The organism is Kitasatospora sp. NPDC034035 (assembly GCF_055575755.1).
In genome coordinates this window covers 321860-346174 of the sequence record NZ_JBVISA010000006.1, presented here as the reverse complement: position 1 = coordinate 346174, position 24315 = coordinate 321860, and the positions used below count along the sequence as shown (strand labels likewise).

General features: G+C 73.9%; 13 protein-coding genes and 1 pseudogene. 2 read left to right on the top strand and 12 right to left on the bottom strand.

Features of this window, described 5'->3' with window-relative positions:
- Nucleotides 1–186, top strand: a pseudogene (locus ACZ52J_RS11750) (ATP-binding protein); the annotation flags it as partial.
- A gap of 76 nt (nucleotides 187–262) precedes the next feature.
- Here ACZ52J_RS11750 and cimA read toward each other — a convergent pair.
- The 4 genes from cimA to ACZ52J_RS11730 all read right to left on the bottom strand — a co-directional run bounded on the left by cimA (nucleotide 263) and on the right by ACZ52J_RS11730 (nucleotide 5369).
- Nucleotides 263–1882, bottom strand: coding sequence for a citramalate synthase (gene cimA / locus ACZ52J_RS11745; protein WP_465617765.1), 1620 nt, complete (start codon nucleotides 1880–1882; stop codon nucleotides 263–265).
- Between the two features lie 409 nt (nucleotides 1883–2291).
- Nucleotides 2292–3404 (bottom strand): branched-chain amino acid aminotransferase, encoded by a 1113-nt coding sequence (locus ACZ52J_RS11740; RefSeq protein WP_465617763.1) that lies wholly within the window; start codon nucleotides 3402–3404, stop codon nucleotides 2292–2294.
- A gap of 246 nt (nucleotides 3405–3650) precedes the next feature.
- Entirely contained in the window at nucleotides 3651–4691 is a 1041-nt protein-coding gene (locus ACZ52J_RS11735) for a 3-isopropylmalate dehydrogenase (protein ID WP_465617761.1), read from the bottom strand.
- A gap of 99 nt (nucleotides 4692–4790) precedes the next feature.
- A complete protein-coding gene (locus ACZ52J_RS11730) occupies nucleotides 4791–5369 on the bottom strand; it encodes a Uma2 family endonuclease (protein ID WP_465617760.1) in 579 nt (192 codons plus the stop codon).
- A gap of 145 nt (nucleotides 5370–5514) precedes the next feature.
- On the opposite strand from ACZ52J_RS11730, the gene ACZ52J_RS11725 reads away from it, so the two are divergent.
- Nucleotides 5515–8016 carry a YfhO family protein gene (locus ACZ52J_RS11725; RefSeq protein ID WP_465617758.1) on the top strand — a complete coding sequence of 834 codons (2502 nt, stop codon included), beginning with the start codon at nucleotides 5515–5517 and terminating at the stop codon, nucleotides 8014–8016.
- 50 nt (nucleotides 8017–8066) lie between these two features.
- On the opposite strand, the gene ACZ52J_RS11720 is transcribed toward ACZ52J_RS11725, so the two are convergent.
- The 8 genes from ACZ52J_RS11720 to ACZ52J_RS11685 all read right to left on the bottom strand — a co-directional run bounded on the left by ACZ52J_RS11720 (nucleotide 8067) and on the right by ACZ52J_RS11685 (nucleotide 24313).
- Nucleotides 8067–11423 carry a S8 family peptidase gene (locus ACZ52J_RS11720; protein ID WP_465617756.1) on the bottom strand — a complete coding sequence of 1119 codons (3357 nt, stop codon included), beginning with the start codon at nucleotides 11421–11423 and terminating at the stop codon, nucleotides 8067–8069.
- Between the two features lie 218 nt (nucleotides 11424–11641).
- Nucleotides 11642–11803 carry a hypothetical protein gene (locus tag ACZ52J_RS11715; protein WP_465617754.1) on the bottom strand — a complete coding sequence of 54 codons (162 nt, stop codon included), beginning with the start codon at nucleotides 11801–11803 and terminating at the stop codon, nucleotides 11642–11644.
- A 336-nt stretch (nucleotides 11804–12139) separates the two neighbouring features.
- Nucleotides 12140–13726 (bottom strand): phosphoglycerate dehydrogenase, encoded by a 1587-nt coding sequence (gene serA / locus ACZ52J_RS11710; RefSeq protein WP_396287769.1) that lies wholly within the window; start codon nucleotides 13724–13726, stop codon nucleotides 12140–12142.
- A 242-nt stretch (nucleotides 13727–13968) separates the two neighbouring features.
- Nucleotides 13969–14967: a ketol-acid reductoisomerase gene (ilvC, locus tag ACZ52J_RS11705; protein WP_360498784.1), complete on the bottom strand. Its 999-nt coding sequence runs from the start codon at nucleotides 14965–14967 to the stop codon at nucleotides 13969–13971.
- 152 nt (nucleotides 14968–15119) lie between these two features.
- Nucleotides 15120–15644 (bottom strand): acetolactate synthase small subunit, encoded by a 525-nt coding sequence (ilvN, locus tag ACZ52J_RS11700; protein ID WP_238951331.1) that lies wholly within the window; start codon nucleotides 15642–15644, stop codon nucleotides 15120–15122.
- A 32-nt stretch (nucleotides 15645–15676) separates the two neighbouring features.
- Complete coding sequence (locus tag ACZ52J_RS11695) at nucleotides 15677–17521, bottom strand: acetolactate synthase large subunit (RefSeq protein WP_360498782.1); 1845 nt, start codon at nucleotides 17519–17521, stop codon at nucleotides 15677–15679.
- Between the two features lie 327 nt (nucleotides 17522–17848).
- Nucleotides 17849–20806 carry a putative bifunctional diguanylate cyclase/phosphodiesterase gene (locus ACZ52J_RS11690; protein WP_465617791.1) on the bottom strand — a complete coding sequence of 986 codons (2958 nt, stop codon included), beginning with the start codon at nucleotides 20804–20806 and terminating at the stop codon, nucleotides 17849–17851.
- A 459-nt stretch (nucleotides 20807–21265) separates the two neighbouring features.
- A complete protein-coding gene (locus ACZ52J_RS11685; protein ID WP_465617752.1) occupies nucleotides 21266–24313 on the bottom strand; it encodes a helix-turn-helix transcriptional regulator in 3048 nt (1015 codons plus the stop codon).
- Nucleotides 24314–24315: the final 2 nt, after the last annotated feature.

Genomic DNA, 24315 nt, shown 5'->3' with positions numbered 1-24315 from the left:
CTGCCGTTCGTCGTCGCCCTCAACGGCTTCGACGGACACCAGCCCCACACCGCCGACGAGGTCCGCGAAGCCCTCCAGCTGGGCCCCGACACCCCCGTCATCACGCTCGACGCCCGCCGCCGCGACAGCGCCAAGAGCGCCCTCATCACCCTCGTCGAACACGCCCTGCTCGCCCGCCTCCGCTGAGCGAGCGGGACCGGGCCCGGGTGGCCCGCCGGACTCCGTACGAAGTCCGGCGGGCCACCGGCGGGTCGCAGGCCGACTACTCGGTGGGCTCCAGCCCGGCGCGGATCAGGCCGTAGGTGTACGCGTCCTCCAGCGCCAGCCAGGAGGCGGCGACCACGTTGTCGGCGACGCCGACGGTGGACCAGGTGGACGTGCCGTCGGTGGACTCGATCAGCACCCGGGTCTTGGACCCGGTGCCGTGCTGGCCCTCCAGGATGCGGACCTTGTAGTCCACCAGCTCGAAGGTGGCCAGCGGCGGGTAGATCCCCTCCAGCGCGGTGCGCAGCGCCTGGTCCAGCGCGTTCACCGGGCCGTTGCCCTCGCCGACGGCGATCCGGCGCTCGCCCTTGGCCCAGAGCTTGACGGTCGCCTCGTTGCCGGAGACCCCGTTCGGGCCCTGCTCGCTGATGGTCCGCCAGGACTCGAGGGTGTAGAAGCGGTCCCGGCTGCCGCGCACCTCGTCGCGCAGCAGCAGCTCGAAGGAGGCGTCGGCGGACTCGTAGGTGTAGCCGAGGTTCTCCTGCTCCTTCACCTTGGCCACCACCCGGCCGGCCAGGTCCCGGTCGGTGGACAGGTCGTAGCCGAGCTCCTTGCCCTTGAGCTCGACGGAGGCCCGGCCGGCCATGTCGGAGACCAGCATCCGCATGGAGTTGCCGACCCGCTCGGGGTCGATGTGCTGGTACAGGTCCGGGTCGATCTTGATCGCGGAGGCGTGCAGGCCCGCCTTGTGGGCGAAGGCCGAGTAGCCGACGTACGGCTGGTGGGTGGAGGGGGCCAGGTTGACCAGCTCGGCGATCGCGTGCGAGATGCGCGTCATCTCGGCCAGCCGGCCCTCGGGCAGCACCCGGCGGTCGTGCTTGATCTCCAGCGCGCCGACCACCGGGAACAGGTTGGCGTTGCCGACCCGCTCGCCGTAGCCGTTGGCGGTGCACTGGACGTGGGTCGCGCCGGCGTCCACCGCGGCCAGGGTGTTGGCGACCGCGCAGCCGGTGTCGTCCTGGGCGTGGATGCCGAGCCGGGCGCCGGGCCGGTAGGTGTCGCAGTACGCGCGGACGTCGGTGACGATCTCCCGGACGTCGGCCGGCAGCATCCCGCCGTTGGTGTCGCACAGCACCACCACGTCCGCCCCGGCCTCGTGCGCGGCCCGGACCACGGCGAGGGCGTACCCGCGGTTCGCCCGGTAGCCGTCGAAGAAGTGCTCGCAGTCGATGAACACCCGGCGGCCCTGGGAGCGCAGGAACTCGACGCTGTCCCGGACCATCTCCAGGTTCTCGTCCAGGGTGGTGCGCAGCGCCAGCTCCACGTGCCGGTCGTGGGACTTGGCGACCAGGGTGACCACGGGGGCGCCGGAGCCGACCAGCGCGGCCAGCTGCGGGTCGTCCGCGGCCCGGCCGCCGGCCCGGCGGGTGGCGCCGAAGGCGACCAACTGCGCGTGCTCCAGCTCCAGCTCGGCGGCGGCGCGGGCGAAGAACTCGGTGTCGCGCGGGTTGGCCCCGGGCCAGCCCCCCTCGATGAAGCCGACCCCGAACTCGTCCAGGTGCCGGGCGATGGCCAGCTTGTCCGCCACCGTCAGGTTGATGCCCTCGCGCTGGGCGCCGTCGCGCAGCGTGGTGTCGAACACGTGGAAACTGTCGTCGGTACGGCTGACCTCGGTCATGACCCCTGGTTCTCCGTTCGGGGAGGCTCGTACTGCTCTGGCCGGATTTCTGGTCCCGGCTCCACTGTCCAGGATCTCGCGCGCGGCCCGGTCTCCCCGAGCCCTTCGTGGGGGCTCTCGGCCGGTCCGGGTGGCTTCGCTCGGTGGGGCGGCGCCCAGGGTGTGGGGCGGGCCGCGCCGCAAAGCAAAAGACCCCTCGCGGGTGCGAGAGGTCTGCGCGCGGGTCTGGACGCTCGTGGTCGCTCCGCATCGGGTCCTGCGGAAGCGGTCACTGCGGACCGGCGCGCCTGCTGCCGATAATCAGCGAAAGCGAGGACACATCGGCAGTCTGGCACAGCGCCCGGGATCCGGCCCACCCGTCTCGCGATGCGGAACGTGGCAGGCCGGAGCCGGTGTGCGCGTTCCGGAATCAGACGATCTTGTGCAGCCAGCCGTGGGTGTCGGGGGTCTGGCCGCCCTGGATCGACAGCAGCGCCTTGCGCAGCTCCATGGTGACGGGGCCGGGCTCGCCGGTGCCGACGGTCCAGTCGGCGGCGGCGGACTTCACCGAGCCGACCGGGGTGATGACGGCGGCGGTGCCGCAGGCGAAGACCTCGGTGAGGGTGCCGTCGGCGTTGCTCTGCTGCCACTCGTCGGTGGAGATCTTCCGCTCCTCGACGGCGTAGCCGAGGTCGCCGGCGAGCCGGAGCAGCGAGTCACGGGTGATGCCGGGCAGCAGGGCGCCGGACAGCTCCGGGGTGACGATCTTCGCGTCCTTGCCCTCGCCGAAGACGAAGTACAGGTTCATGCCGCCCATCTCCTCGACCCACCGGTGCTCGGCGGCGTCGAGCCAGACCACCTGGTCGCAGCCCTTCTCGGCGGCCTGCGCCTGGGCGACCAGCGAAGCGGCGTAGTTGCCCGCGCACTTGGCGGCGCCGGTGCCACCGGGCGCGGCCCGGACGTACTCCTTGGAGAGCCAGACCGAGACCGGCTTGATGCCGCCCTGGAAGTAGGCGCCGGCCGGCGAGGCGATGATCATGAAGAGGTAGGAGTTGGCCGGGCGGACACCCAGGCCGACCTCGGTGGCGAACATGAACGGACGCAGGTAGAGGCTCTGCTCCGGCTCGTTCGGGACCCACTCCTGCTCCTGCTGGACCAGCAGCTCCACGGCCTCGACGAAGGTCTCGACCGGCAGCTCGGGCATCGCCAGACGGCGGGCCGAGGCCTGGAAGCGGGCGGCGTTGGCCTCCGGACGGAAGGTGGCGATGGAGCCGTCGGCCTGGCGGTAGGCCTTCAGGCCCTCGAAGATCGCCTGGCCGTAGTGCAGGGTCATGTTCGCCGGGTCGATCTCCAGCGGCGCGTACGGCGCCAGCTGGGCGTCGTGCCAGCCCACGCCCTCGGTCCAGCGGATGGTGACCATGTGGTCGGTGAAGACCCGGCCGAAGCCGGGGTTGGCCAGCCGGGCCTCGCGCTCCGCTGCGGGCAGCGGGTGGGCGGAGGGCTTGAGGTCGAACGTGATGGGCGCCTGGGTGGGCGTGCTCATGGCTGTTTCCTTCACCGTGGGGTTGGTCCGGGCCGCCACCGCCGCAGGGACGTTTCAGCGATCGAACGCCGGAACGGACGCACAGCGACACGGCCCACTGTCGATACTCGCATCCAGAGGGCCGTGCCGAACAGCTGCCCGCTCCTTTGAGAGCTGCAAGCTGCGGTTATGCGGTCCGGCCCACCTGGCCGGAAACCTTGTCGGATCCGGCCCGTCGGCCGGAAGTCCGCTCCTGGGTCCGGCCCGTCAGCCGGCGGATACTCGGCCGGCGAGCGCGTCGCCGACCTCGGAGGTGCTGCGGGTGCCGGAGCGCTCGGCCAGGTCGGCCGCGACGACGGCCTCGACCTTGGCGGCCTCGGCGGCGAAGCCGAGGTGCTCCAGCAGCATGGCGACCGACAGCACGGTGGCGGTCGGGTCGGCCTTGCCCTGGCCGGCGATGTCCGGCGCCGAGCCGTGCACCGGCTCGAACATCGACGGGAACTCGCCGCTCGGGTTGATGTTGCCGCTCGCGGCCAGGCCGATCCCGCCGGTGACGGCGGCGGCCAGGTCGGTCAGGATGTCGCCGAACAGGTTGTCGGTGACGATCACGTCGAAGCGCTCGGGCTGGGTGACGAAGAAGATCGTCGCCGCGTCGACGTGCAGGTAGTCGGTGGTGACCTCGGGGAACTCCTTGCCGACCTCGGCGAAGATCCGCGTCCACAGGTGCCCGGCGTGCACCAGCACGTTGTTCTTGTGCACCAGGGTGAGCTTCTTGCGCGGCCGCGCCTGGGCCCGGCGGTAGGCGTCGCGCACCACGCGCTCGATGCCGTACGCGGTGTTCAGGCTGACCTCGGTGGCCACCTCCTGCGGCGTCCCGGTGCGCAGCGAGCCGCCGTTGCCGACGTACGGGCCCTCGGTACCCTCGCGGACGACCACGAAGTCGATGTCGGGCGCGCCGGCCAGCGGGGACGTCACCCCGGGGAAGAGGCGACCCGGACGCAGGTTGATGTGGTGGTCGAAGGCGAAGCGCAGCTTGAGCAGCAGCCCGCGCTCCAGCACCCCCGACGGCACACTCGGGTCGCCGATGGCACCCAGCAGGATCGCGTCGTGCGACTTCAGTTCCGCCAGCACGTCGTCCGGCAGCGTCTCCCCCGTCCGGTGGTAGCGCCGGGCCCCGAGGTCGTACTCGGTGGTCTCCAGCTTCACATCGGCGGGAAGCACGGCGCCCAGGACCTTGAGGCCTTCGGCCACCACTTCCTGGCCGATGCCGTCACCCGGGACAACTGCGAGACGAATGGTGCGAGACATGCTCGGACCCTACTCCGGCGTCCCAGGAGCTGACACCTGGCGTCCACCATCCGGACGGGTCAGGTCGGCACGGGTCAGGTCGGGGCGGGTCGGCTCAGGTCAGCTCAGGTCGATCTCGACCGGGAACGGCTGATCGACCTTCAGCTGCTTGTGGTGGATGCCGGTCAGACCGTAGGCCCTGGTGGCCGGGTCCAGCTCGTACACGTAGACGATCGGGCGGCCCTCGTCGTCACCCTCCACCCGCCAGAAGTGCAGGATGCCGGCCGCAGCGTACTTCCGGGGTTTGGTGTCACGATCCCGCTCCTGCGACTCCTGGGACACCACCTCCACGGCCAGCAGCACGTCCTCCGCTTCGCACATCGTCTGCCTCGGCCCGGTGTCGCCCCGCTCGTCGACCACGATGAGGTCGGGCTCGGGCCGGTCGCGCCGGTTCAGCTTGACCGTCATCTCCCGCCACACCTCCCACCCCGCCGGGACAGCGCCCTCCAGCGCCCGTTCCAACCTGCGCAACGTCCGCATGTGGAACTTCGTCTGTGCGCTCATGAAGATCAGGCTCCCGTCGAGCAGCTCGGTGTGCGGCGGGAGATCAGGCAGCCGGTCCAGGTCCTCGGCGACGTAGCCGCTGACAGGAGGCCGGATCCAGTCGGGGTACGGCGCGACGCTCACGGTTCCTCCCATACGGGCATCCTGACGGCCCTCTCAGGCTACTCGGCCAAGCCTTCCCGGACGCCACTCCTTTGAAGGAGCGCGTACGTCGGATCCCGCGCCGGGGGCGCGCTTAGGGTGGCGAAGTCCGGGGTCACTGGCAGAACGGGGCGCGTGGGTGAGGGGCGAGCGGCGGCGGGAGGTGCTGGTCTGCGGGGGCGCGGCCGGGCTGGCGATGGCCGGGTACGCGCTGGCGGCCGGACTGCGCGGGCGGTGGCCCGCCGGGGCGGAGGCGGTCGCGGTGCCGTACCACGCCCACCTGTGGGACCTGCTGCACGGGGAGACCGCCGGGGACCTGCTGTTCAACTGGAACAGCGGGTACGGCGTCCCGTTCCTGGCCGACTTCTTCGCCTACCTGATGAACCCGTTCTCCTGGCTCACCGCGCTCCTCCCCCGCGACCGGGGCGAACTCGCCGTCCTCCTGGTCACCCTCGCCACCATCGGCCTCGGCACCGCCCTGATGGCCCACCTGCTCGGCCGCCTCCACCCCGGCCCGCACCGGCTGCGGGTGCTCGCCGCCGTCGGGTACGGGCTGTGCGCCTGGGTGCTGGACGTCGGCGGGGCCGCGCCGATGTGGCTCTGGGGCCTGGTCTCGCTGCCGCTGCTCGGCCTCGCCGCCGACTGGTGCCTGCACGAGCGGCGATGGGTGGCCGGCGCCCTCTGCGTCGCCCTGGCCTGGGCCGGCAACCTGTACACCGCCGCGCTGGCCACCCTGGCGGCCGGACTCCTCTTCGCCGTCCGGCTGGCCTCCACCTCGAGGCCGTTCCGGCAGCGGGTCCGGGCGACCGGCCGGGCCGTCACCATGGCCACGGCCGGGGTGCTGCTCGCCTCCCCGGTGCTGTTCGTCGCGGTCCTGGCCGCGCGGGGCGCCCAGCCCGAGTCCCCGGTCCAGCCGCTCGGCCCGTCCGGCCTCGGCGGCCACCTCGCCCAGCTGCTGCCCGCCACCCACGGCGGACGGGCACTGCCGGACGTGGCGATCGGCCTGTTCGGGCTGCTGCTGGTGTGCGGGCTGCCGTTCAACCGGCGGGTGCGGCCGCGCGAGCGGGCGGCCTGGTGCGCGGCGCTGGTGCTGGTGGTGCTCGGCTTCTTCTGGACCCCGACCGTCCTGGTCTGGCACGGTCTGGCGATCCCGGCCGGCGGCCCGTACCGGGTCGCCTTCGTGCTCAGCGGGCTGCTGGTGCTGGCCGGCTGGGTGTCGCTGGCGCACCGGCCGGACCCGCTCACCCTGCTGGGCGGCGCCGCCGTGGTCACGGTGATCGCCGCGCTGGCGGCGACCCGTCACTCGGTCCGCCCGGCCACCTGGGTGCTGCTGACCGTCGGCGGCACCGTCCTGCTCGCCGCGCTGTGGATCCTGGACCGCCGGCACCCCGACCGCCGGGCGAACACCCTCGCCACCTGGGTGATCGGCGGCGCGGTGCTCGGCAACGCCGTCTGGTCCGGGTACGCGGCGCTCGGCGCGGCCCCCTCCGACAGCGTCCCCCCGGCGGCGGTGCGGGCCGGGCACGCGGCGGTCCGCACCGCCGACGACTGGCCGCACGGCCGCAGCGACCCCGGCCCGCACACCTTCACCACCAACGACCCGCTGCTGCTGGGCGGCCAGGGCGGCGGCTACTTCAGCGGCTACCTGCCGACCGTCACCGCCCTGCTGCTGCACGACCTCGGCGCGGGCTGGACGGCCGGCGGGCGGCAGACCGCGAGCGTCACCGACCCGGTCGGGCAGGCGCTGTTCGCTGTCCACGCCCACCTGGACGACGGTCCGCCACCGTACGGCTTCGCCCCCGGCCGGGCCGCCGCACCGCCGCTGGTCACCGTTTTGGCGCCGACCGCCCGGCCGGACACCTCCTCGGTCTGGTCCCGACAGGAGTCGCTGCTCGGCAGCCAGGTGTACGACGCCCCGCTGCCCGTCCCGGCCGGCGGCCCGGCGCCCACCCTGCACGGCACCAGCGGCTGGTCGGTGCCGCCCGGCGACGAGGGCACCGTCCTCACCGCCGCCTGCACACCCGGCTCGACGGCGTTCTTCCAGGGCGTCTGGTACCGGGGCACGGTCAGCGGCCTCGGCACCAGCTACCGCAGCGACGGCGAGCAGCCCACCACGGCCGTGGCGATCCACCGGCTGGGGACCGTCCCGGCGGACGGGGTGGTCCGGGTGACGCTGCGGTCCGACACCGTCAGCCAGGTCCCCGCCCGCCCGATCGGCTGCCTGCGCACCGGCGCCCTGGACGCCGCCGTCGCCCGCCTCACCGCCACCGGCGCCACCCGCGTCGACGCCGACGGGCACACCCTCTCGGCCGCCCTCCCGGCGGGCTCCACCGGCACCGCGCTGCTCTCCGTCCCCGCCACCGAGGGCTGGACCTGCGCCGTCGACGGCGGCCGCTACGCCGCCCCCACCCCGGTCCTGGGCATGATCGGCGTCCCCCTCGGCCCCGGTGCCTCCCGGATCGCCTGCTCCTTCCGCCCGCCCGGCCTCACCGACGGCCTCACCGTCACCTCCGCCACCGCCGCCGCCCTCGCCCTGGTCGCCGTCTTCGCCCGCCTCACCCGCCGCCCCACCCGCACCCCCCGCCGGGACCGCCGCGCCGCCCAGGCGGCCCCGAACCCCGAGGAGGCCCCGAACGCGTAGGGGCGGCCTGCCGTGGTCGGCGGGCCGCCCCTGCGGTCGGGTGCCGGGGGTCAGGGCAGGGTCAGCACCTGGGCCCGCCGCTCGCCCGGGTTGAGGTGGTGCAGCAGCAGGAGCCGGGAGCTGTCGCCCGGCGTGCGGTGCACGTCGAGGACGGTGCCCGGGCCCACGGGGGCGAGCACCGCAGGGGGGCCGATGAGGCCGGCCCGGGCGGCGAGGGCCGGGTGCAGGACGTCCAGCGGGACGACCGGTCGGGTGCCGCGCAGGCCGATGGCGGCGTAGGCCTCGGCCGGGTCCGGTGTACCGGAGGCGGCGACGCCGGTCCAGACGCCGTAGTGGACGGTGCTGTGGCCGGGGCCGACGCCGGGCAGGGCGCCCAGTCGGACGGGCAGGACGAGCACGTCGCTGTCCAGCAGCGCGGTGTCGGTGTCGCCCCAGCGGGCGTTCAGCGGCTGGACGTCGAGCTCGGCTCCGGTGCGGGCGTCGAGGGCGCGGGAGACCAGGACATCGCTGCCGCGCAGCCGGTCGGCCTTGAGGATGACGTCGGTGCTGCCGTCCCCGTCGGTGTCCAGCCCGACCCGCACGCCGTACAGCCCGACCGGGGTGGCCGCAGGGGCCCACAACTGCGCTCCCACGTACAGCAGTTCGTGGTCGACGGCGGCGCCGACCGCTCGCAGGTTCGCGGACCGTTCGCCGGGGTGCTCGACGCAGACGTCCTGCGCGGGGCCGGTCTCCTCCCCCGCGTCCTCGGGCCGGATGCCCGCGCCCGGCCCGACGGCGGCGCCGCTGCCGGGCGGGCAGTCGGCCCAGCGCGCTCCTTCGCCGCCGAGGGCGAGGGCGGTGACCAGTCCGGGCGTGGCGCCGGGCGCGGCGCTGCCGCCGACCGTGACAAGGGTGCCGTCCCGGGCGGTCCGGACGGTGGCCGTCGCCGCGAGGTCGCTCGCGGGCCGTGGGGCGGCGAGCACCGGGATCCGCAGCCGGGGCAGGGTGTCGTTCGCGAGCGGCGTCAGCAGCACCCGTCCCGAGAGCTCGCCCCGGTAGCTGCGGGCCCTGCCGCCCTGCACGGTGTCGATGGTGGGGTCGGGCGCGCGGCCCAGCTCCCCGGGGACGGAGAGCGTCACCCGTACCCGTGCGGTGCCGCCCGCGGGGACGTCGACCCGGGCCGGGGCCACCTCGAAGGAGGCGCCGGGCAGTTCGGTGGCCGCCGCGTAGCCGGTGCGGTAACTCAGCGGCGAGTCCGCGTGGTTGCGGACCTCGATGTCACGTACGAGCGCCGTCGGCCCGCCGACCTCGACCGGCCCGAAGGAGATTCCGACGCCGCCCTCCTCGGTGCCCTCGCCCGCCGAGTAGGCGACGACGGGCGTGCGGACCGCCCGGTCCGCCTGGACCCGGCCGGCCCCGGTGCGCTCGGGCCCGTAGACCGGCCCGCTGTGGTCGTCGCCGAGGTAGGTGTCCGTGGCGGTGTTCATCAGCGCGGCTTTGAGCTGCTCGACCGGCCAGTCCGGGTGCGCGGCACGGACCAACGCGGCGAGCCCGGCGACGTGCGGGGCGGCCATGGAGGTGCCGTTCTCGCGCTGGCCGCCGGTGCCGCTGCCGACCAGGGCGGACCAGATGGTCTCGCCGGGGGCCGCCAGGTCGGGCTTGACCACGCCGGGCACGCCGATGCCGCGGGAGGTGAAGTCGGTGAGGGTGTCGGCCCGGGCGGGCTGGTTCTGCGCGACGGAGCCGTGCAGCGGGTTGGCGGGGGCGGCGAGCCGGACCCGGACCGGCCCGGCGGCCGCGGCCTGCCGCAGCCGCTCGCCGTCGGCGTGGGCCAGCAGGACGGCCGGGATGCGGTCGTTGCCCGCGATCTCGGCGAGGTGGTCGGTGTCGGCGGCGTACAGCGCGCCGATCGCTCCGGCGTCGGCGGCGTGGTCGGCGCGCGGGCCGGAGTTGCACGGCCGGTCGGCCTCGCCGGTCTTCCAGGCGAGTAGGGCGATCTTCCCGGCCAGCCGCTGCCGGTCGGCTTCGCTGAAGGCGGTGCAGCCGTCCGACTGGTCGGCGGGCAGGGCGAGTTCGCCGCTGACGTCGGCGGTGGCCCAGCCCCGGTAGCGCTCGCTCCAGTGCGCCGGGACGACTCCGGCCGTGGCGGCGGGGTCGAGCACGGTGATGCCGTCCACGTCGGCGTGCCCGTGGACGGAGGCGGCGACGGTGATCGCCCGGGCGGCGGTGCCGGGGCTGCCGCCGATGCCGTACACGTCGCCCTCGTTGCCCGCGGCCGCGACCACGGCGGTGCCCAGCGCGGCGAGCCGGTCGACGGCCAGCGCGTCGGTGTCGTCGGTGCTGCCGAAGCGGCTGCCGAGCGAGAGGTTGACGACGTCCAGCCGGTCGCCCAGGTCGCCGTCGCCGTCCGGGTCGGCGGCCAGGTCGAGGGCTTGGGCGAGGCGGTCGGTGGAGCCGTCGCAGCCGAACACCCGGATCGCGTACAGCTGGGCGCCGGGGGCGGCGCCGGGGCCGACCTTGAACGAGGCCGGGTCGAGCCCGGGGCCGTACGGACCGGCGTAGGGCCGGCCGTCGGCGGTGACGCCGTACCCGGCCGCGGTGCCGGCGACGTGGGTGCCGTGCCCGTTGCGCACGCAGTCGATCGGGTTGTCGCTGGGGTGCGGCACGGGCTGGTGGTGCGGGGAGGCCGGGTCGGGGTCGTAGTCGTCGCCGACCAGGTCCTTGCCGCCGACCACCTTGGCGTTGGGGAACAGCGCGGGCGGCGCGGGCTTGCCGCGCTCGACCGAGCGGAACGCCTCCTCGGTGCCGGGGCCGCCGAAGTCCGCGTGGGTGTAGTCGATGCCGCTGTCGATGATGCCGATCCGCACGCCCTGCCCGGTGTTGCCGGCGGGCGCGGAGTCACCGGCCCAGACCTGCGGGGCGCCGGTCAGCGGGACGGAGTAGGCGTTGTCGCGCCGCTTGTTGACGATCGGGTGGACGGCCCCGACGCCGGGCAGCGCCCGCAGCGCGGGCAGCCGGTCGGCGGGCGCACTGACGGCGAGGCCGGTGAGCAGGGTGCGGGTGCGGTAGAGCTCGCGGGCGGCGGGCGCCGCCCGGTGGACGGCCCCGGCGAGCCGGTCGAGCGCGTCCCCGGCCCGGCCCCGCTGAGCGGCGCCGGCCTGCGCGGCCTCCCGGCGGACGGCCTCCGGGGAGCGCCGCTCCCGCCGGGCCCCGTCGGCGGCGCGCCGCCAGGCGGGGCCGGCCGCCTCGGTGGTGAGTTCGAGCAGGACGGAGGCCGTTCGGCCGACCCCCGGCGGTCCGGCGGCTGGCGGTCCCGCGGTCGGTGGGCCGCCGACCGCCGGGGTGGCGGCGAGGACGGCGCTCCCGGCCAGCAGGGCCAGGGTGAGGCCGATCCGGGCGACGGGTCGGCGGACGGGTGGCAGACGCACTGGGCCCTCTCCCCCGGCCGGGGGACTGATCCGCACCGCGTGCCGCTGACGCCCGCCCGCGCGGACGTCGATCACCCTTCCGGGGGCCCCAAATTAGGATGATCGCGCCAGCCCGGGCGAGCAACGTCCCTCGAACGGACCGGGGTTGCACCCTACGGGGTGACACACCGTCAATCCGTTCGGCCCAGTAGGCCGATGAACGCCACCCGCGGTGCCGCTCAGAGGTGGCCGGTCGCACCGCCGTTGTCACGGCGGTCCAGCGAGCGCTGCAGGGCGGCGGCCGCGAAGGTGTTCCGCTCGGCGGACCGGCGGCGGCGCGGGGCGCGGACGGAGGTGGCGGCGGGGGCGGGAGTGGCGTGGCGGTCGGCGGTGGAGGGCATACCGGGCTCCTTGGAAGCGGCGCGCTGGAGGACGCGACAAGAGGGTGGAGACGGAGGTGCCGCACAGCGTCCCAAGAGGGGTGGCGGCAGGTGGCGGGAGGGAACGCGCGGGAGCAGGGATCGCCTGCCCGTGAGGGCGCACGCGCACACGGGCCGCACGCCCTGGCTACAGGGGCGGCACACCGTATGGCTCTTCCACGGTAAGGCCCCGCCCCGGCCGTGTCTGCACGAATACTTGGATTTCCTAGTATCTGAGACGGGACCCACCCGGGAGAACGCAGCAGGGCCCGGACCACCGTACGAACGGCGGTCCGGGCCCTGCTCGGGCCGGAAGGATCAGCCCAGGTCGACCGAGCGCGCGAAGCGGGCGCCGATCTCGGCGGCGATCACCGACAGCACCTCCTGCGGGATCTCGCTGTCCACGGTGATGGAGGCCAGCGCGCCGCCGCCGTCGCGGGCGACCTGCATGCCGGCGATGTTGATGCCGGCGTCGCCGAGGTGGCGGCCGAGCACGCCGACCACGCCGGGACGGTCCTCGTACTTGAAGAAGGCCATGTGGTCGGTGAGCGCCACGTCCACGTCGAAGGCGTCCACGCCGACGATCTTCTGGGTCTGCTTGGGGCCGGCCAGCGTGCCGGAGATGGCGATCTCCTCGCCGTTCCCGAGCGTGCCGCGCACGGTGATCACGTTGCGGTGCTCGGGGCTCTCGCTGGAGGTGGTCAGGCGGACCTCGACACCGCGCTCCTGGGCGAACAGCGGGGCGTTGACGTAGGACACCGTCTCCGCCACCACGTCCTCGAACACGCCCTTCAGCGCGGACAGTTCGAGCACCTTCACGTCGTGCTGGGTGATCTCGCCGCGGACCTCGACGTCGAGCCGGACGGCCACCTCGCCGGCCAGCGCGGTGAAGATCCGGCCGAGCTTCTCGGCCAGCGGCAGGCCCGGGCGGACGTCCTCGGCGATCACGCCGCCCTGGACGTTCACCGCGTCCGGTACGAGCTCGCCGGCCAGCGCGAGGCGCACCGACCGGGCGACCGCGATGCCGGCCTTCTCCTGCGCCTCGTCGGTGGAGGCGCCCAGGTGCGGGGTGGCGACCACGTTGTCGAAGCCGAACAGCGGGGAGTCGGTGCACGGCTCCTTGGCGTACACGTCCAGGCCCGCGCCGGCCACCCGGCCGTCGCGCAGGGCGCTCGCGAGCGCCTCCTCGTCCACGATGCCACCGCGGGCGGCGTTCACGATGCGCACGGTCGGCTTGACCTTGTGCAGCGCCTCGTCGCCGATCAGGCCGATGGTCTCGGGGGTCTTGGGGAGGTGGACGGTGATGAAGTCCGAGGCCTCGAGCAGCTCCTCGAGGGTGACCAGCTTGACGCCCATCTGCGCGGCGCGGGCGGCCTGGATGTAGGGGTCGTACGCGACGATCTTCATCCCGAACGCGGACATCCGCTGGGCGACCAGGACGCCGATCCGGCCGAGGCCGACGACACCGAGGGTCTTCTCGCTGAGCTCGACGCCGGTGTACTTGTTGCGCTTCCACTCGCCCTGCTTGAGCGCGGCGTTGGCCGGCGCGATGTTGCGGGCGACGGAGATCAGCAGGCCGCAGGCGAGTTCGGCGGCGGTGACGATGTTGGAGGTCGGCGCGTTGACGACCATCACACCGGCCTTGGTGGCGGCGGCGACGTCCACGTTGTCCAGGCCGACGCCGGCGCGGGCGACCACCTTGAGCTTGCGGGCGACGGCCAGCGCCTCGGCGTCCACCTTGGTGGCGGAGCGGATCAGGATCGCGTCGACGTCGGCGATCGCGGTGAGCAGCTCGGTGCGGTCGGCGCCGTTGCAGTGGCGGATCTCGAAGTCGGGACCGAGGGCGTCGACGGTGGCGGGCGACAGCTCTTCGGCGATCAGAACGACGGCGGTCTTGGATGTCACAGTGCTCACGACAGTGTGTCCTTAACTCTGCGGTTCCCCCGGCACGAAGGTGGCGTGGAAGGGCGGGGGAAGGTGGCATGCCGCGTAGGTAGACGCACGACGCTGTGGGCCTGACGCGCACTCGGAGTGTATCGACGGGCTGGGTGCCAGGCTGCTCCCGTCCGGCGAAATCACCCGGACGAGAGCAGCCTACTTGTACAAGGAAGTTACGAGATCGGGCCGCCGGAACGACCCGGAAATGCTCAGGCCTTGTCGTCGACCCAGCTCATCAGCGAGCGCAGCTTCTTGCCGGTGGTCTCCAGCAGGTGGCCCTCGTCGGCCTTCTTGTACTCGTGGTACTTGGGCAGGCCCGCCTTGTACTCGGCGATCCAGGTGTTGGCGAAGGTGCCGTCCTGGATCTCGGCGAGGACCTTCTTCATCTCGGCCTTGGTGGCGTCGGTGATGATCCGCGGGCCGGTGACGTAGTCGCCCCACTCGGCGGTCTCGGAGACCGACCAGCGCATCTTCTCCAGGCCGCCCTCGTACATCAGGTCGACGATGAGCTTCAGCTCGTGCATGCACTCGAAGTAGGCGATCTCCGGCTGGTAGCCGGCCTCGACCAGGGTCTCGAACCCGGCCTTCACCAGGGCGGCGGTGCCACCGCAGAGGACGGCCTGCTCACCGAACAGGTCGGTCTCGGTCTCCTCGGTGAAGGTGGTCTTGATGACGCCGGCCTTGGTGGCGCCCAGGCCCTTGGCGTACGACAGCGCCAGGGCGAAGGCCTTGCCCGAGGCGTCCTGCTCGACGGCGACGATCGCCGGGACGCCGCGGCCCTCCTCGTACTGGCGGCGGACCAGGTGGCCCGGGCCCTTCGGGGCGACCATGCAGACGTCGACGTCCGCCGGGGGCTTGATGAAGCCGTAGCGGATGTTCAGGCCGTGGCCGAAGAACAGGGCGTCGCCGGCCTTCAGGTGCGGGGCGATGTCCGCCGCGTAGACGTCGGCCTGGATCGGGTCCGGGACCAGGATCATGATGACGTCGGCCTCGGCCGCCGCCTCGGCCGGGGTGACGACGCGCAGGCCGGCCTCCTCCGCCTTGGCGCGGGACTTGGACTCCGGCTTCAGGCCGACCCGGACGTCCGCGCCGGAGTCGCGCAGGGACAGCGCGTGGGCGTGGCCCTGGCTGCCGTAGCCGATGACCGCGACCTTGCGGCCCTGGATGATGGACAGGTCGGCGTCGTCTTCGTAGAACAGCTCGGCCACGGGGGCACATCTCCTTGCGTGATGGGTGCCGGGTACGCGGTGCCTACCGTATTCGCACCCGGCGGGGGTATGAGTCTTTGCTCGAGGGGTGCCGCGCGTCGGCGCGCCGTCGGAAGGACGGTGGCGGGCGACGGGCGGGTGGGACGCGCGGGTTACGCGCTGCGGTCCAGGGCGCGCAGCGACCGGTCCGTGATCGAACGGGCGCCGCGGCCGATCGCGACCAGGCCGGACTGGACCAACTCCTTGATGCCGTAAGGCTCCAGCATCCGGAGCATGGCCTCCAGCTTGTCCGAACTGCCGGTGGCCTCGATGGTCACCGCGTCGGGCGACACGTCGACGGTCTTGGCACGGAACAGCTGGACGATCTCGACGATCTGCGACCGGGTCTCGTTGTCGGCGCGGACCTTCACCAGGACCAGTTCCCGCTGGATCGCAGCGGCCTGGTCGAGTTCGACGATCTTTATCACGTTCACGAGCTTGTTGAGCTGCTTGGTGACCTGTTCCAGCGGGAGGTCCTCGACGTTGACCACGATCGTCATCCGGGACACGTCCGGGTGCTCGGTCGGGCCGACGGCGAGGGAGTCGATGTTGAAGCCCCGACGGGAGAACAGCGAGGCGATGCGGGCGAGCACGCCGGGCTTGTTCTCGACCAGGACGGAGAGGGTGTGCTTGGACATGTGGTTCCTCAGTCGCTCTGGATGGGGGCGGTTCAGTCGTCGTCGCCGAAGTCGGGACGGACGCCCTTGGCGAACTGGATCTCGTCGTTGCTGGTCCCGGCCGCGACCATCGGCCAGACCATGGCGTCCTGGTGGACGATGAAGTCGATGACGACCGGGCGGTCGTTGATCTCCATCGCCTGCTTGATGACGGCGTCGAGGTCCTCGGGGCGCTCGCAGCGCAGGCCCACGCAGCCCATCGCCTCGGACAGCAGGACGAAGTCGGGGATCCGGGTGCCCTGGGCCGGCGGCTCGATGCCGTCGTGGCCCGGGCCGGCGTGCAGCACGGTGTTGGAGTACCGCTGGTTGTAGAACAGCGTCTGCCACTGCCGGACCATGCCCAGCGAGCCGTTGTTGATGACCGCGACCTTGATCGGGATGTCGTTCAGGGCGCAGGTGACCAGTTCCTGGTTGGTCATCTGGAAGCAGCCGTCGCCGTCGATGGCCCAGACCGGGGTCTGCGGGCGGCCGGCCTTGGCGCCCATCGCCGCGGGGACGGCGTAGCCCATGGTCCCGGCACCGCCGGAGTTGAGCCAGGTGCCGGGCTTCTCGAAGCGGATGAACTGCGAGCTCCACATCTGGTGCTGGCCCACGCCCGCCGCGTAGATCGCCTCGGGGCCGACCAGCTTCCCGATCCGCTCGATGACCTGCTGCGGCGAGAGCTCGCCGCTCGGGGCCGGCTCGTAGCCGATCGGGTAGGTCGTCTTCCACTCGTCGAGCTTCTCCCACCACTCGGCGTAGTCGCCCTTGTGGCCGGCGTCGAACTCGGCCTGGACGGCGACGATCAGGTCGGCGAGCACCTCGCGGGCGTCGCCGACGATCGGCACGTCGGCCGGGCGGTTCTTGCCGATCTCGGCCGGGTCGATGTCGGCGTGGACGACCTTGGCGTACGGGGCGAAGCCGTCCAGCTTGCCGGTGACGCGGTCGTCGAAGCGGGCGCCGAGGGTGAACAGCAGGTCGGACTTCTGCAGGGCGGTGACGGCCGGGACGGAGCCGTGCATGCCGGGCATGCCCAGGTGCTGCGGGTGGCTGTCCGGGAAGGCGCCGAGCGCCATCAGGGTGGTGACCACCGGGGCGCCGGTCAGCTCGGCGAGGATCCGCAGCTCGGCGGTGGCCTGCGCCTTGATGACGCCGCCGCCGACGTAGAGCACCGGGCGCTTCGCGCCGACCAGCAGCTTCGCGGCCTCGCGGATCTGCTTGGCGTGCGGCTTGGTGACCGGGCGGTAGCCGGGCAGGGCGGTCTCGACCGGCCAGCGGAACGTGGTGGTCGCCTGCAGCGCGTCCTTGGCGATGTCGACCAGGACCGGGCCGGGGCGGCCGGTGGCGGCGATGTGGAACGCCTCGGCGATCACCCGGGGGATCTCGGCGGGGTCGGTGACCAGGTAGTTGTGCTTGGTGATCGGCATCGTGATGCCGCAGATGTCCGCCTCCTGGAAGGCGTCGGTGCCGATCGCCTTGGAGGAGACCTGGCCGGTGATGGCGACGATCGGCACGGAGTCCATGTAGGCGTCGGCGATCGGGGTGACCAGGTTGGTCGCGCCCGGGCCGGAGGTGGCCATGCAGACCCCGACCCGGCCGGTGGCCTGGGCGTATCCGGTGGCGGCGTGGCCGGCGCCCTGCTCGTGGCGGACCAGGATGTGGCGCACCTTGGCGGAGTCCATCAGCGGGTCGTACGCGGGAAGGATGGCCCCGCCCGGAATGCCGAAGACGGTGTCCGCGCCTACGGCCTCCAGCGAGCGGATGAGCGACTGGGCGCCGGTCATGGTCTCGACGACGTGCTGGGGAGCGTTGGCGGCCGGGTTGTCCCCGCGGCGGGGGGATGCGGCGTGCTCGGTCATCTGCCTGTCTCTTCTCGGGTTTTGCCGACCCGGCTGCGGGCCCCGGTGCTGCGAGGTGGGGTCCCGGTCCGGGTCGATCGCCGGCTCTGCCTCAATCGTCCCGCTCATTCCGACGAGTCGGAGGTTCTCGGGGGGTCGAGGCCAGGGGTCTTGCGGGGTGGAACAGCGTCAGTGCAACAAAAAACCCCTCGTGCCCAAGGGCATGCGAGGGGTGGCGCGTCGGTCTGTCACGAGCAGGGCGAGCGAGCCCTGTCAGCCGACGCGCCCGCCAAGTACGAGAATTCGGGTGCGCATGGCAACGACCATCCTCCCGTCCAGGGTGGCGTGTCAAGCAGGTGGGATGACCGTCTCGCCATGCGGACCACCTGCCGGACCAGTAGCGGCCCGGTGTTCGGGCAGGTCAGCGCCCCCGTGGTGACGTACGACACGTCCCGGCGCGGAGTCCGGGCGGCCACTCGTCCGGGTGTCGGCGGCCGGGTATCCGCGCCGGGCGGAGAGCGGGCCGAGCGGCTTCGGCAGCGGGTAGCCGCGGCGGGCCAGCGCGCGGCGCAGCCGGGGTTCGTCCAGCGTCGGCGCGAAGGCCGAGCCCTGGGCCTGCCCGCAGGCCAGCTCCTGCAGCACGGCGACCTGGCGGGGCAGGTCCACCCCCTCGGCGGCGGTGGCCATCCCGAGGTCGCGGCCGAGCCGCAGGGCGTGCCCGGCGAGCGTGCGGGCGAGCGAGGACTCGCCGAGGTCCTGGACCAGGGTGCGGTCCAGCTTGAGGCCGTCCAGGGGCAGCCGGGCGAGGGCGCCGAGCGAGCCGCTGCCGGCGCCGTAGCCGGCCAGCCAGGTGGAGACGCCGAGCCGGCGCAGCGCGGCCAGCCGGCGGCCGAGTTCGTCGGCGAGCGAGTCCGGTCCCATCCGGGCCACCTCGATCACCAGCTCGCCGGCCGGCAGGCCGCTGTCGCGCAGCGCGGCGGCCACCGTCTCGTACAGCCCGGGCGAGCAGAGCCGCTCGGCGGAGAGCCGGACGGCCACCGGGACGGGTTCCGGTACGCCTCGGCCGCGGCCCAGGCCGCGCCGGGCGGCGGCCGCGGTGACCGCCTCGTGGACCAGCCAGCGGGAGAACCGGGTGGACGCGTCGCCGTGCTCGGTGGAGCGCAGGAACTCGGCCGGGGTGAGCAGCAGGCCGCCCGCCGAGCGCCAGCGGGCCTGCGCCTCGACACCGGCCACGGTGCCGTCGGCGAGGTCCACCACGGGCTGGTGGAGCAGGGTGAAGCCGCCCTCCCGGACGGCCAGTCTCAGCCGTTCCTCCAGCTCGGTGCGGCGCTCCAGGTCGGCCCGCATCGCGGGGGTGTAGAGCACCACGCGGCCCTTGCCCTCGGACTTGGCCCGGTACATCGCGAGGTCGGCGTTGCGCATCAGTTCGTCGGCGGCGGCTCTGGGGTCGCCGGCCGGGCCGCGCTCGGGGGTGCCGAAGGAGATGCCGATGCTCGCGGCGACGCCGAGTTCGGCACCGCCGATCCAGTACGGCTCGGAGAGCGCGACGCGCAGCCGTTCGGCCAGCTCCTGGACCTGGAGGCGGCCGAGCGGGCCGCAGACCAGCGCGGCGAACTCGTCGCCGCCGAACCGGGCCACGGTGTCCCCGCAGCGGACGGCGCCCTGCAGCCGGCGGGCGGCCTGCACCAGCAGCTCGTCGCCGACCTGGTGCCCGGCGGAGTCGTTGACCGCCTTGAAGCCGTCCAGGTCGAGGAAGAGCACGGCGATCCCGGCGCCCGCCTCGCCCTGCTGGCCGCGGGCGCCGAGGGCGGCCCGCAGGCGCTGGGTGAACAGGGCCCGGTTGGGCAGGTCGGTGAGCGGGTCGTGGAAGGCGTTGTGCTGCAACTGGGCCTGGAGCATGACGCGTTCGGTGACGTCCCGGCTGTTGAGCAGCAGCCCGTCGCGGTGCCGGCTGACCGTGGACTCGACGTGCAGCCACTCGCCGCCGCCGGAGCTGATCCGGCACTCCACCCGGGCGGAGGGTTCGGCGGTGCCGGGGACGCGGTGGGCGGTGAGCCGGACCCGCGCGAGGTAACGGCGGACCTCGGAGAGCACCCGGTCCACGTCCTCGGGGTGGACGAGGTCCAGCAGGTTGCCGCCGACCAGTTCCTCCGGGTCCCGCCCGTACACGCCGAGCGCGGCCGGGGAGACGTAGGAGAGCACGCCGTTGCCCCCGGCGATCATGATGACGTCGCTGGAGCCCTGCACCAGGGAGCGGAAGTGCGCCTCCTTGTGGGCGAGTTCCTGGGCCAGCGACAGGTTGTCGAGCAGCATCACGCCTTGCCTGAGGATCAGCGCCAGCCCGACGGTGCACGCGGCCGCGGCCACCACGCGGTCCAACGCACGCCCGCCGAGGGCGTTGTAGAGGATGCCGGCGGTGCAGACCGCGGCGGCCGCGTACGGGGTGAGCACGCTGAAGGTGGTGGCCACCCGGCGGCGCGGCAGGCCGCCGGCCGAGGGGTGCTCGCGCAGTGGGCGGCGCCAGCGCTGGGACCACGGCGCCCAGGCCAGCAGCAGGCTGCCGGAGAACCAGCCGGCGTCCAGCAGTTCGCCGGAGTGGTAGCTGCTGCGCAGCTCCGGGGAGGTGAACAGGGCGTCGCACAGCACGGTGACGGCGAGCGCCAGCATCGCGGTGTGCACCGCCGCCCGGTTGCCGTCCCGGCCGCCGAAGCGCAGCCCGACCACCAGGCTGACCAGCAGGATGTCCAGCACCGGGTAGGCCAGGTTGAGGGCCAGCCGCAGCGGGGAGCCGTCCTCGCCGGCCGCGATCCGGCCGAGCGCCAGGCTCCAGCTGAGGGTGAACAGCGAGCCGGCGATCAGCCAGCCGTCGAGCAGTAGGCAGAGCCAGCCGGCCGCGGAGCGCGGGCGCTGGGCGAGCACCAGGACGCCGGTGATGGCGAGCGGGGCGAACAGCAGGAAGGCGTACTCGGCGAGCGAGTCCTGGGGCAGCGGGGTGCGCACGACCAGCTCGTACCAGCCCCAGGTGCCGTTGCCGAAGGCGACCATGAGCGAGGAGAGGCCGAACAGCAGCCAGGCCGGGCGGGCGTGCCCGCCGACCGTGCAGCCGTACACCAAGCAGGACAGCGCGGCCGCCAGGGCCGCCGCGGCCAGGCCGAAGTCGCCCATGAAGATGGACAGTCGGCGGGATCCCCAGCCGGCGGCGGCGCCCATGGCGTAGGCCAGGCAGAGTGCGCCCAGGACGAGTCCGGGCAGCGTGCGGCTCTCCAGGAGCCGGCGCAGCGGGCCGCGCCGGGCGGGCGCGGGCATGTCGACGGCGGACGTATCGGCGGGCGGCGCGCCCGGGCGTCCGGCTCCGGGCAACACCGTATCGGTGGAGCTCACTCGGCCTCTCCCCCTCCGGCCCGGGGCCTCGCGCCCCGGCCACGGGCCACCGGACGCGCACCTCTCGGCCGTACGCGGTGACCTGGCGCCCCGTCAGGACGGTGGCCCAGGGGGTGGGCGGCCTGCCGGTCGCCGCACCGCACCGATGCTCCCAAAATGGACCCTACACCAAATCCGTCACTCAATGACACACACACTCAACTTAGAGTAATGGCGCAAGGGTGGGGAAATGCCCTCGATTCCGACGGATCGGCCCGGTTGGCGGCGGCGCGCGGGCGGGGGCTCACGCGGCGCGCACGGGATCACACGGGAGCACACGGCAGCGCCCCGCGGCCGGGACCGGACCGCCCTCGAGCGGTCCGGCCCCGGCGGCGGGGCCGGGTCTCAACGGCCGGACGGTGCCGGATCGTCCGGGAACAGCCGCAACCGGTGCGCCAGCGCGGCCGCCTCGCCCCGGCCGCCGACCGCGAGCTTGCCCAGGATGTTGGAGACGTGCACGCTTGCGGTCTTCGGAGAGATGTACAGCTCCTCGGCGATCTGCCGGTTGGTCCAGCCGCGCGCGAGCAATCGGAGCACGTCCCGCTCACGGGGGGTGAGGTTGAAGGAGTCCCCGACGGACGCGGCCGGAGCCGGCTCCGCCGCCGCCCGCTCGGCGGGGGCCAGACTCAGCCCGGCCCGCTCGGCGAGGCCCGCGATCTGCGCCCCCAGCGTCCGGTCGTCCCGTACGGCCGCCAGTTCGGCCGCCTCGCGCAGCAGTTCGGCCCCGGCCTCGCGCCGCCCGGCCAGCACCTCGGCCTCGGCGGCCCGCAGCAGGGCGAGCGCCAGCGGGAACGGCAGGCCGGTCGGCCGCAGCGCCTCGAGCGCGGCGCCCCACAGCGCGGGGGTGTCGGCGCCCTCGGCGCGGGCCAGTTCGGCCTCCAGCAGCCGGGCCCAGCCATGGTGCAGCGGCGCCCTGGGCCGCAGCACGGCGGCCGCCTCCCGGATCGCGGCCAGCGCCTCGGCCCGGCCCGCCGCGGCCTGCGGCAGGCCCCGGATGTCCGCCTCCACCCCGGCGGCCTCGGCCAGCAGCGGGTAGACGTCGGACTCGTGGCCGAGCCGTCCGCCCTCCGCCAGCGCGGCGAGCAGTTCGGCCCGGGCTTCCAGCGGTCGGCCGCCGAGCGCGGCGAGCCGCACCGCCAGCCGGCTGATCGGCACGCTGTGCTGGACCTGGCCGACCCGGTTGGCCGACCGGGCCTGCGCCAGCATGGTCGCCGCGGTGGGCAGGTCGCCCTGCAGCAGGGCGAGTTCGCCGCGCATCCGGTCCAGGAACTCGGCGTGGGTACCGCTCAGGCTGGTCAGCTCGCAGGCGGCGAGCACCTCGGCGGCCTCCCCGACCCGCCCGAGGTCGGTCAGCGCCTCGACCAGGTTGCCGGTCAGGATGGTGCCGACGTTGCGCAGCAGGCCGTTGCCGTCCGCGAACTCCAGGCCCTCGCGGGCCAGCCGGACGGCGTCCTCGGCCCGGCCCAGCCCGCGCTGCATGCTGGCCAGGTTGTTGATGCCGCGCAGCAGCAGGTCGGGCACGCCCAGCCGGCGGGCCCGCTCGACCGCCCCGGCGAGCTCGGCCAGCCCGCCCTCGGCGTCGCCGTGCACGTCGTAGCGCAGGCCGCCGAGGGTCATCCGGGCGTGCACCTCGACCGCGTGCGCGCCGACCTGCTCGGCGATCCGGATCGCCCGCTCGGCGAGTTCGAGGTGCTCGGGCCCGGGCTGCTTGAGCATCGCCGAGCCGGCGCCGAGCGCGAGCACCTCGGCCTGCACGGCCGACGGCGGCAGCGGTTCCACCAGCCGCAGCGCGTGGCTGATCTCCGCCTCGTCGCCGGAGCGGCGCAGGCTGCCCAGCATCCGGGCCCGGTTGATCCGGAACCAGGCCGCGCGCACCGGGTGCACCGTCTCGTCGACCAGCCGCACCCCGCGCTTGGCCAGGCTCAGACCGCGCTCGCGGTCGCCGCAGCGCCGGGCCGCGACCACCGCCTCGGCCAGCACGTCCTCCAGCTGGATCCGGTCGCACTCCTCGTCGGCGGCGCTGTGGTCGCAGGAGCCCGGCGGGTAGGTCTCGGCCCAGTCGTAGGGGCGCAGGGTGTGCGCCAGTACCTCCTCGGAGACCATGTCCCACAGCTCCAGGGCCCGTTCCAGCATGCCAAGCTGCTCGGCGAAGGCGTTGCGGCGGCGGGCCGCGCGGGCGGCCTCCAGGGCGGTCGGCAGGGCGCGGGCCGGGTCGTGCGCGTGGTACCAGTAGTTGGCCAGCCGGGCGGGCAGCGCGTCGCAGGAGACCAGCTGCGGCTGGGCCTCCACGGCGAGCGCGAACTTGCGGTTGATCCGGTGGCGTTCGCCGGGCAGCAGGTCGTCCGAAACCGCCTCGCGGACCAGCGCGTGCCGGAACCGGTAGCCCTCGCCCTCGCTGTCCGGACGCAGGATGTTGGCGCCGACGGCCGACCGCAGCGCCTCGATCAGCGCCTCCTCGTCGTCGTCCAGGACGGCGGCCAGCAGGGCGTGTTCGACGTGCGAGCCGCCCTCGGCGGCGATCCGCACCACCCGCTGGGCCTCCTCGTCCAGGCCCTCGACCCGCACCAGCAGGATGTCCCGCAGCGAGTCGGTCAGCCCGGCGCCGCAGCCGTCCTCGAAGGCGGTGGCCAGCTCCTCGACGAAGAAGGGGTTGCCCTCCGAGCGGCGGTGGATCCGGTCCACCAGTTGGCGGTCGGGGGTGGCGGTGCCGAGGATCCCGGCCAGCTGGGCGGCCACCTCGCGGCGGACGAACCGCGCCAACTCCAGCCGCTGGACGGTGCGCAGCCGATCGAGCTCGGCGAGGAAGGGGCGCAGCGGGTGCCGGCGGTGCAGGTCGTCGCTGCGGTAGGTGGCGACCAGCAGCACCCGGGAGCGGTGCAGGGTGCGCACCAGGAAGGCGAGCAGTTCGCGGGTGGAGCGGTCGGACCAGTGCAGGTCCTCGACGGCGAGGACGAGGGTACGCTCCGCGCCGAGCCGTTCGAACAGCCTCGCGGTGTGCTCGAACAGCCGGGCCCGGCCGTACTCGTCGTTGGGTTCGCCGTCGGCCTCGCCGAACTCGGAGATCAGGCGGGCGAGATGGCCCTCGCTGCCGGCCGCCGCGGCCTCGAACTCGGCGCCCAGTGAGCGGTGCAGCCGGCGTAGTGCGGCGGCCAGCGGCGCGTAGGGCAGGCCCTCGGCGCCGACCTCCAGACAGCTGCCGAGCGAGGTGACCGCGCCCCGGTCGGCGGCACGCTGCAGGAACTCCTCCAGCAGCCGGGTCTTGCCGACGCCGGCCTCGCCGCCGATCAGCACGGCCTGCGGGCTGCCGGTGCCCGCCCGGCGCAGCGCGTCGGTCAGTTCGGTGATCTCGCTGCCACGGCCGACGAAGACGGGGCTGACCGATATCTGCTGCATGG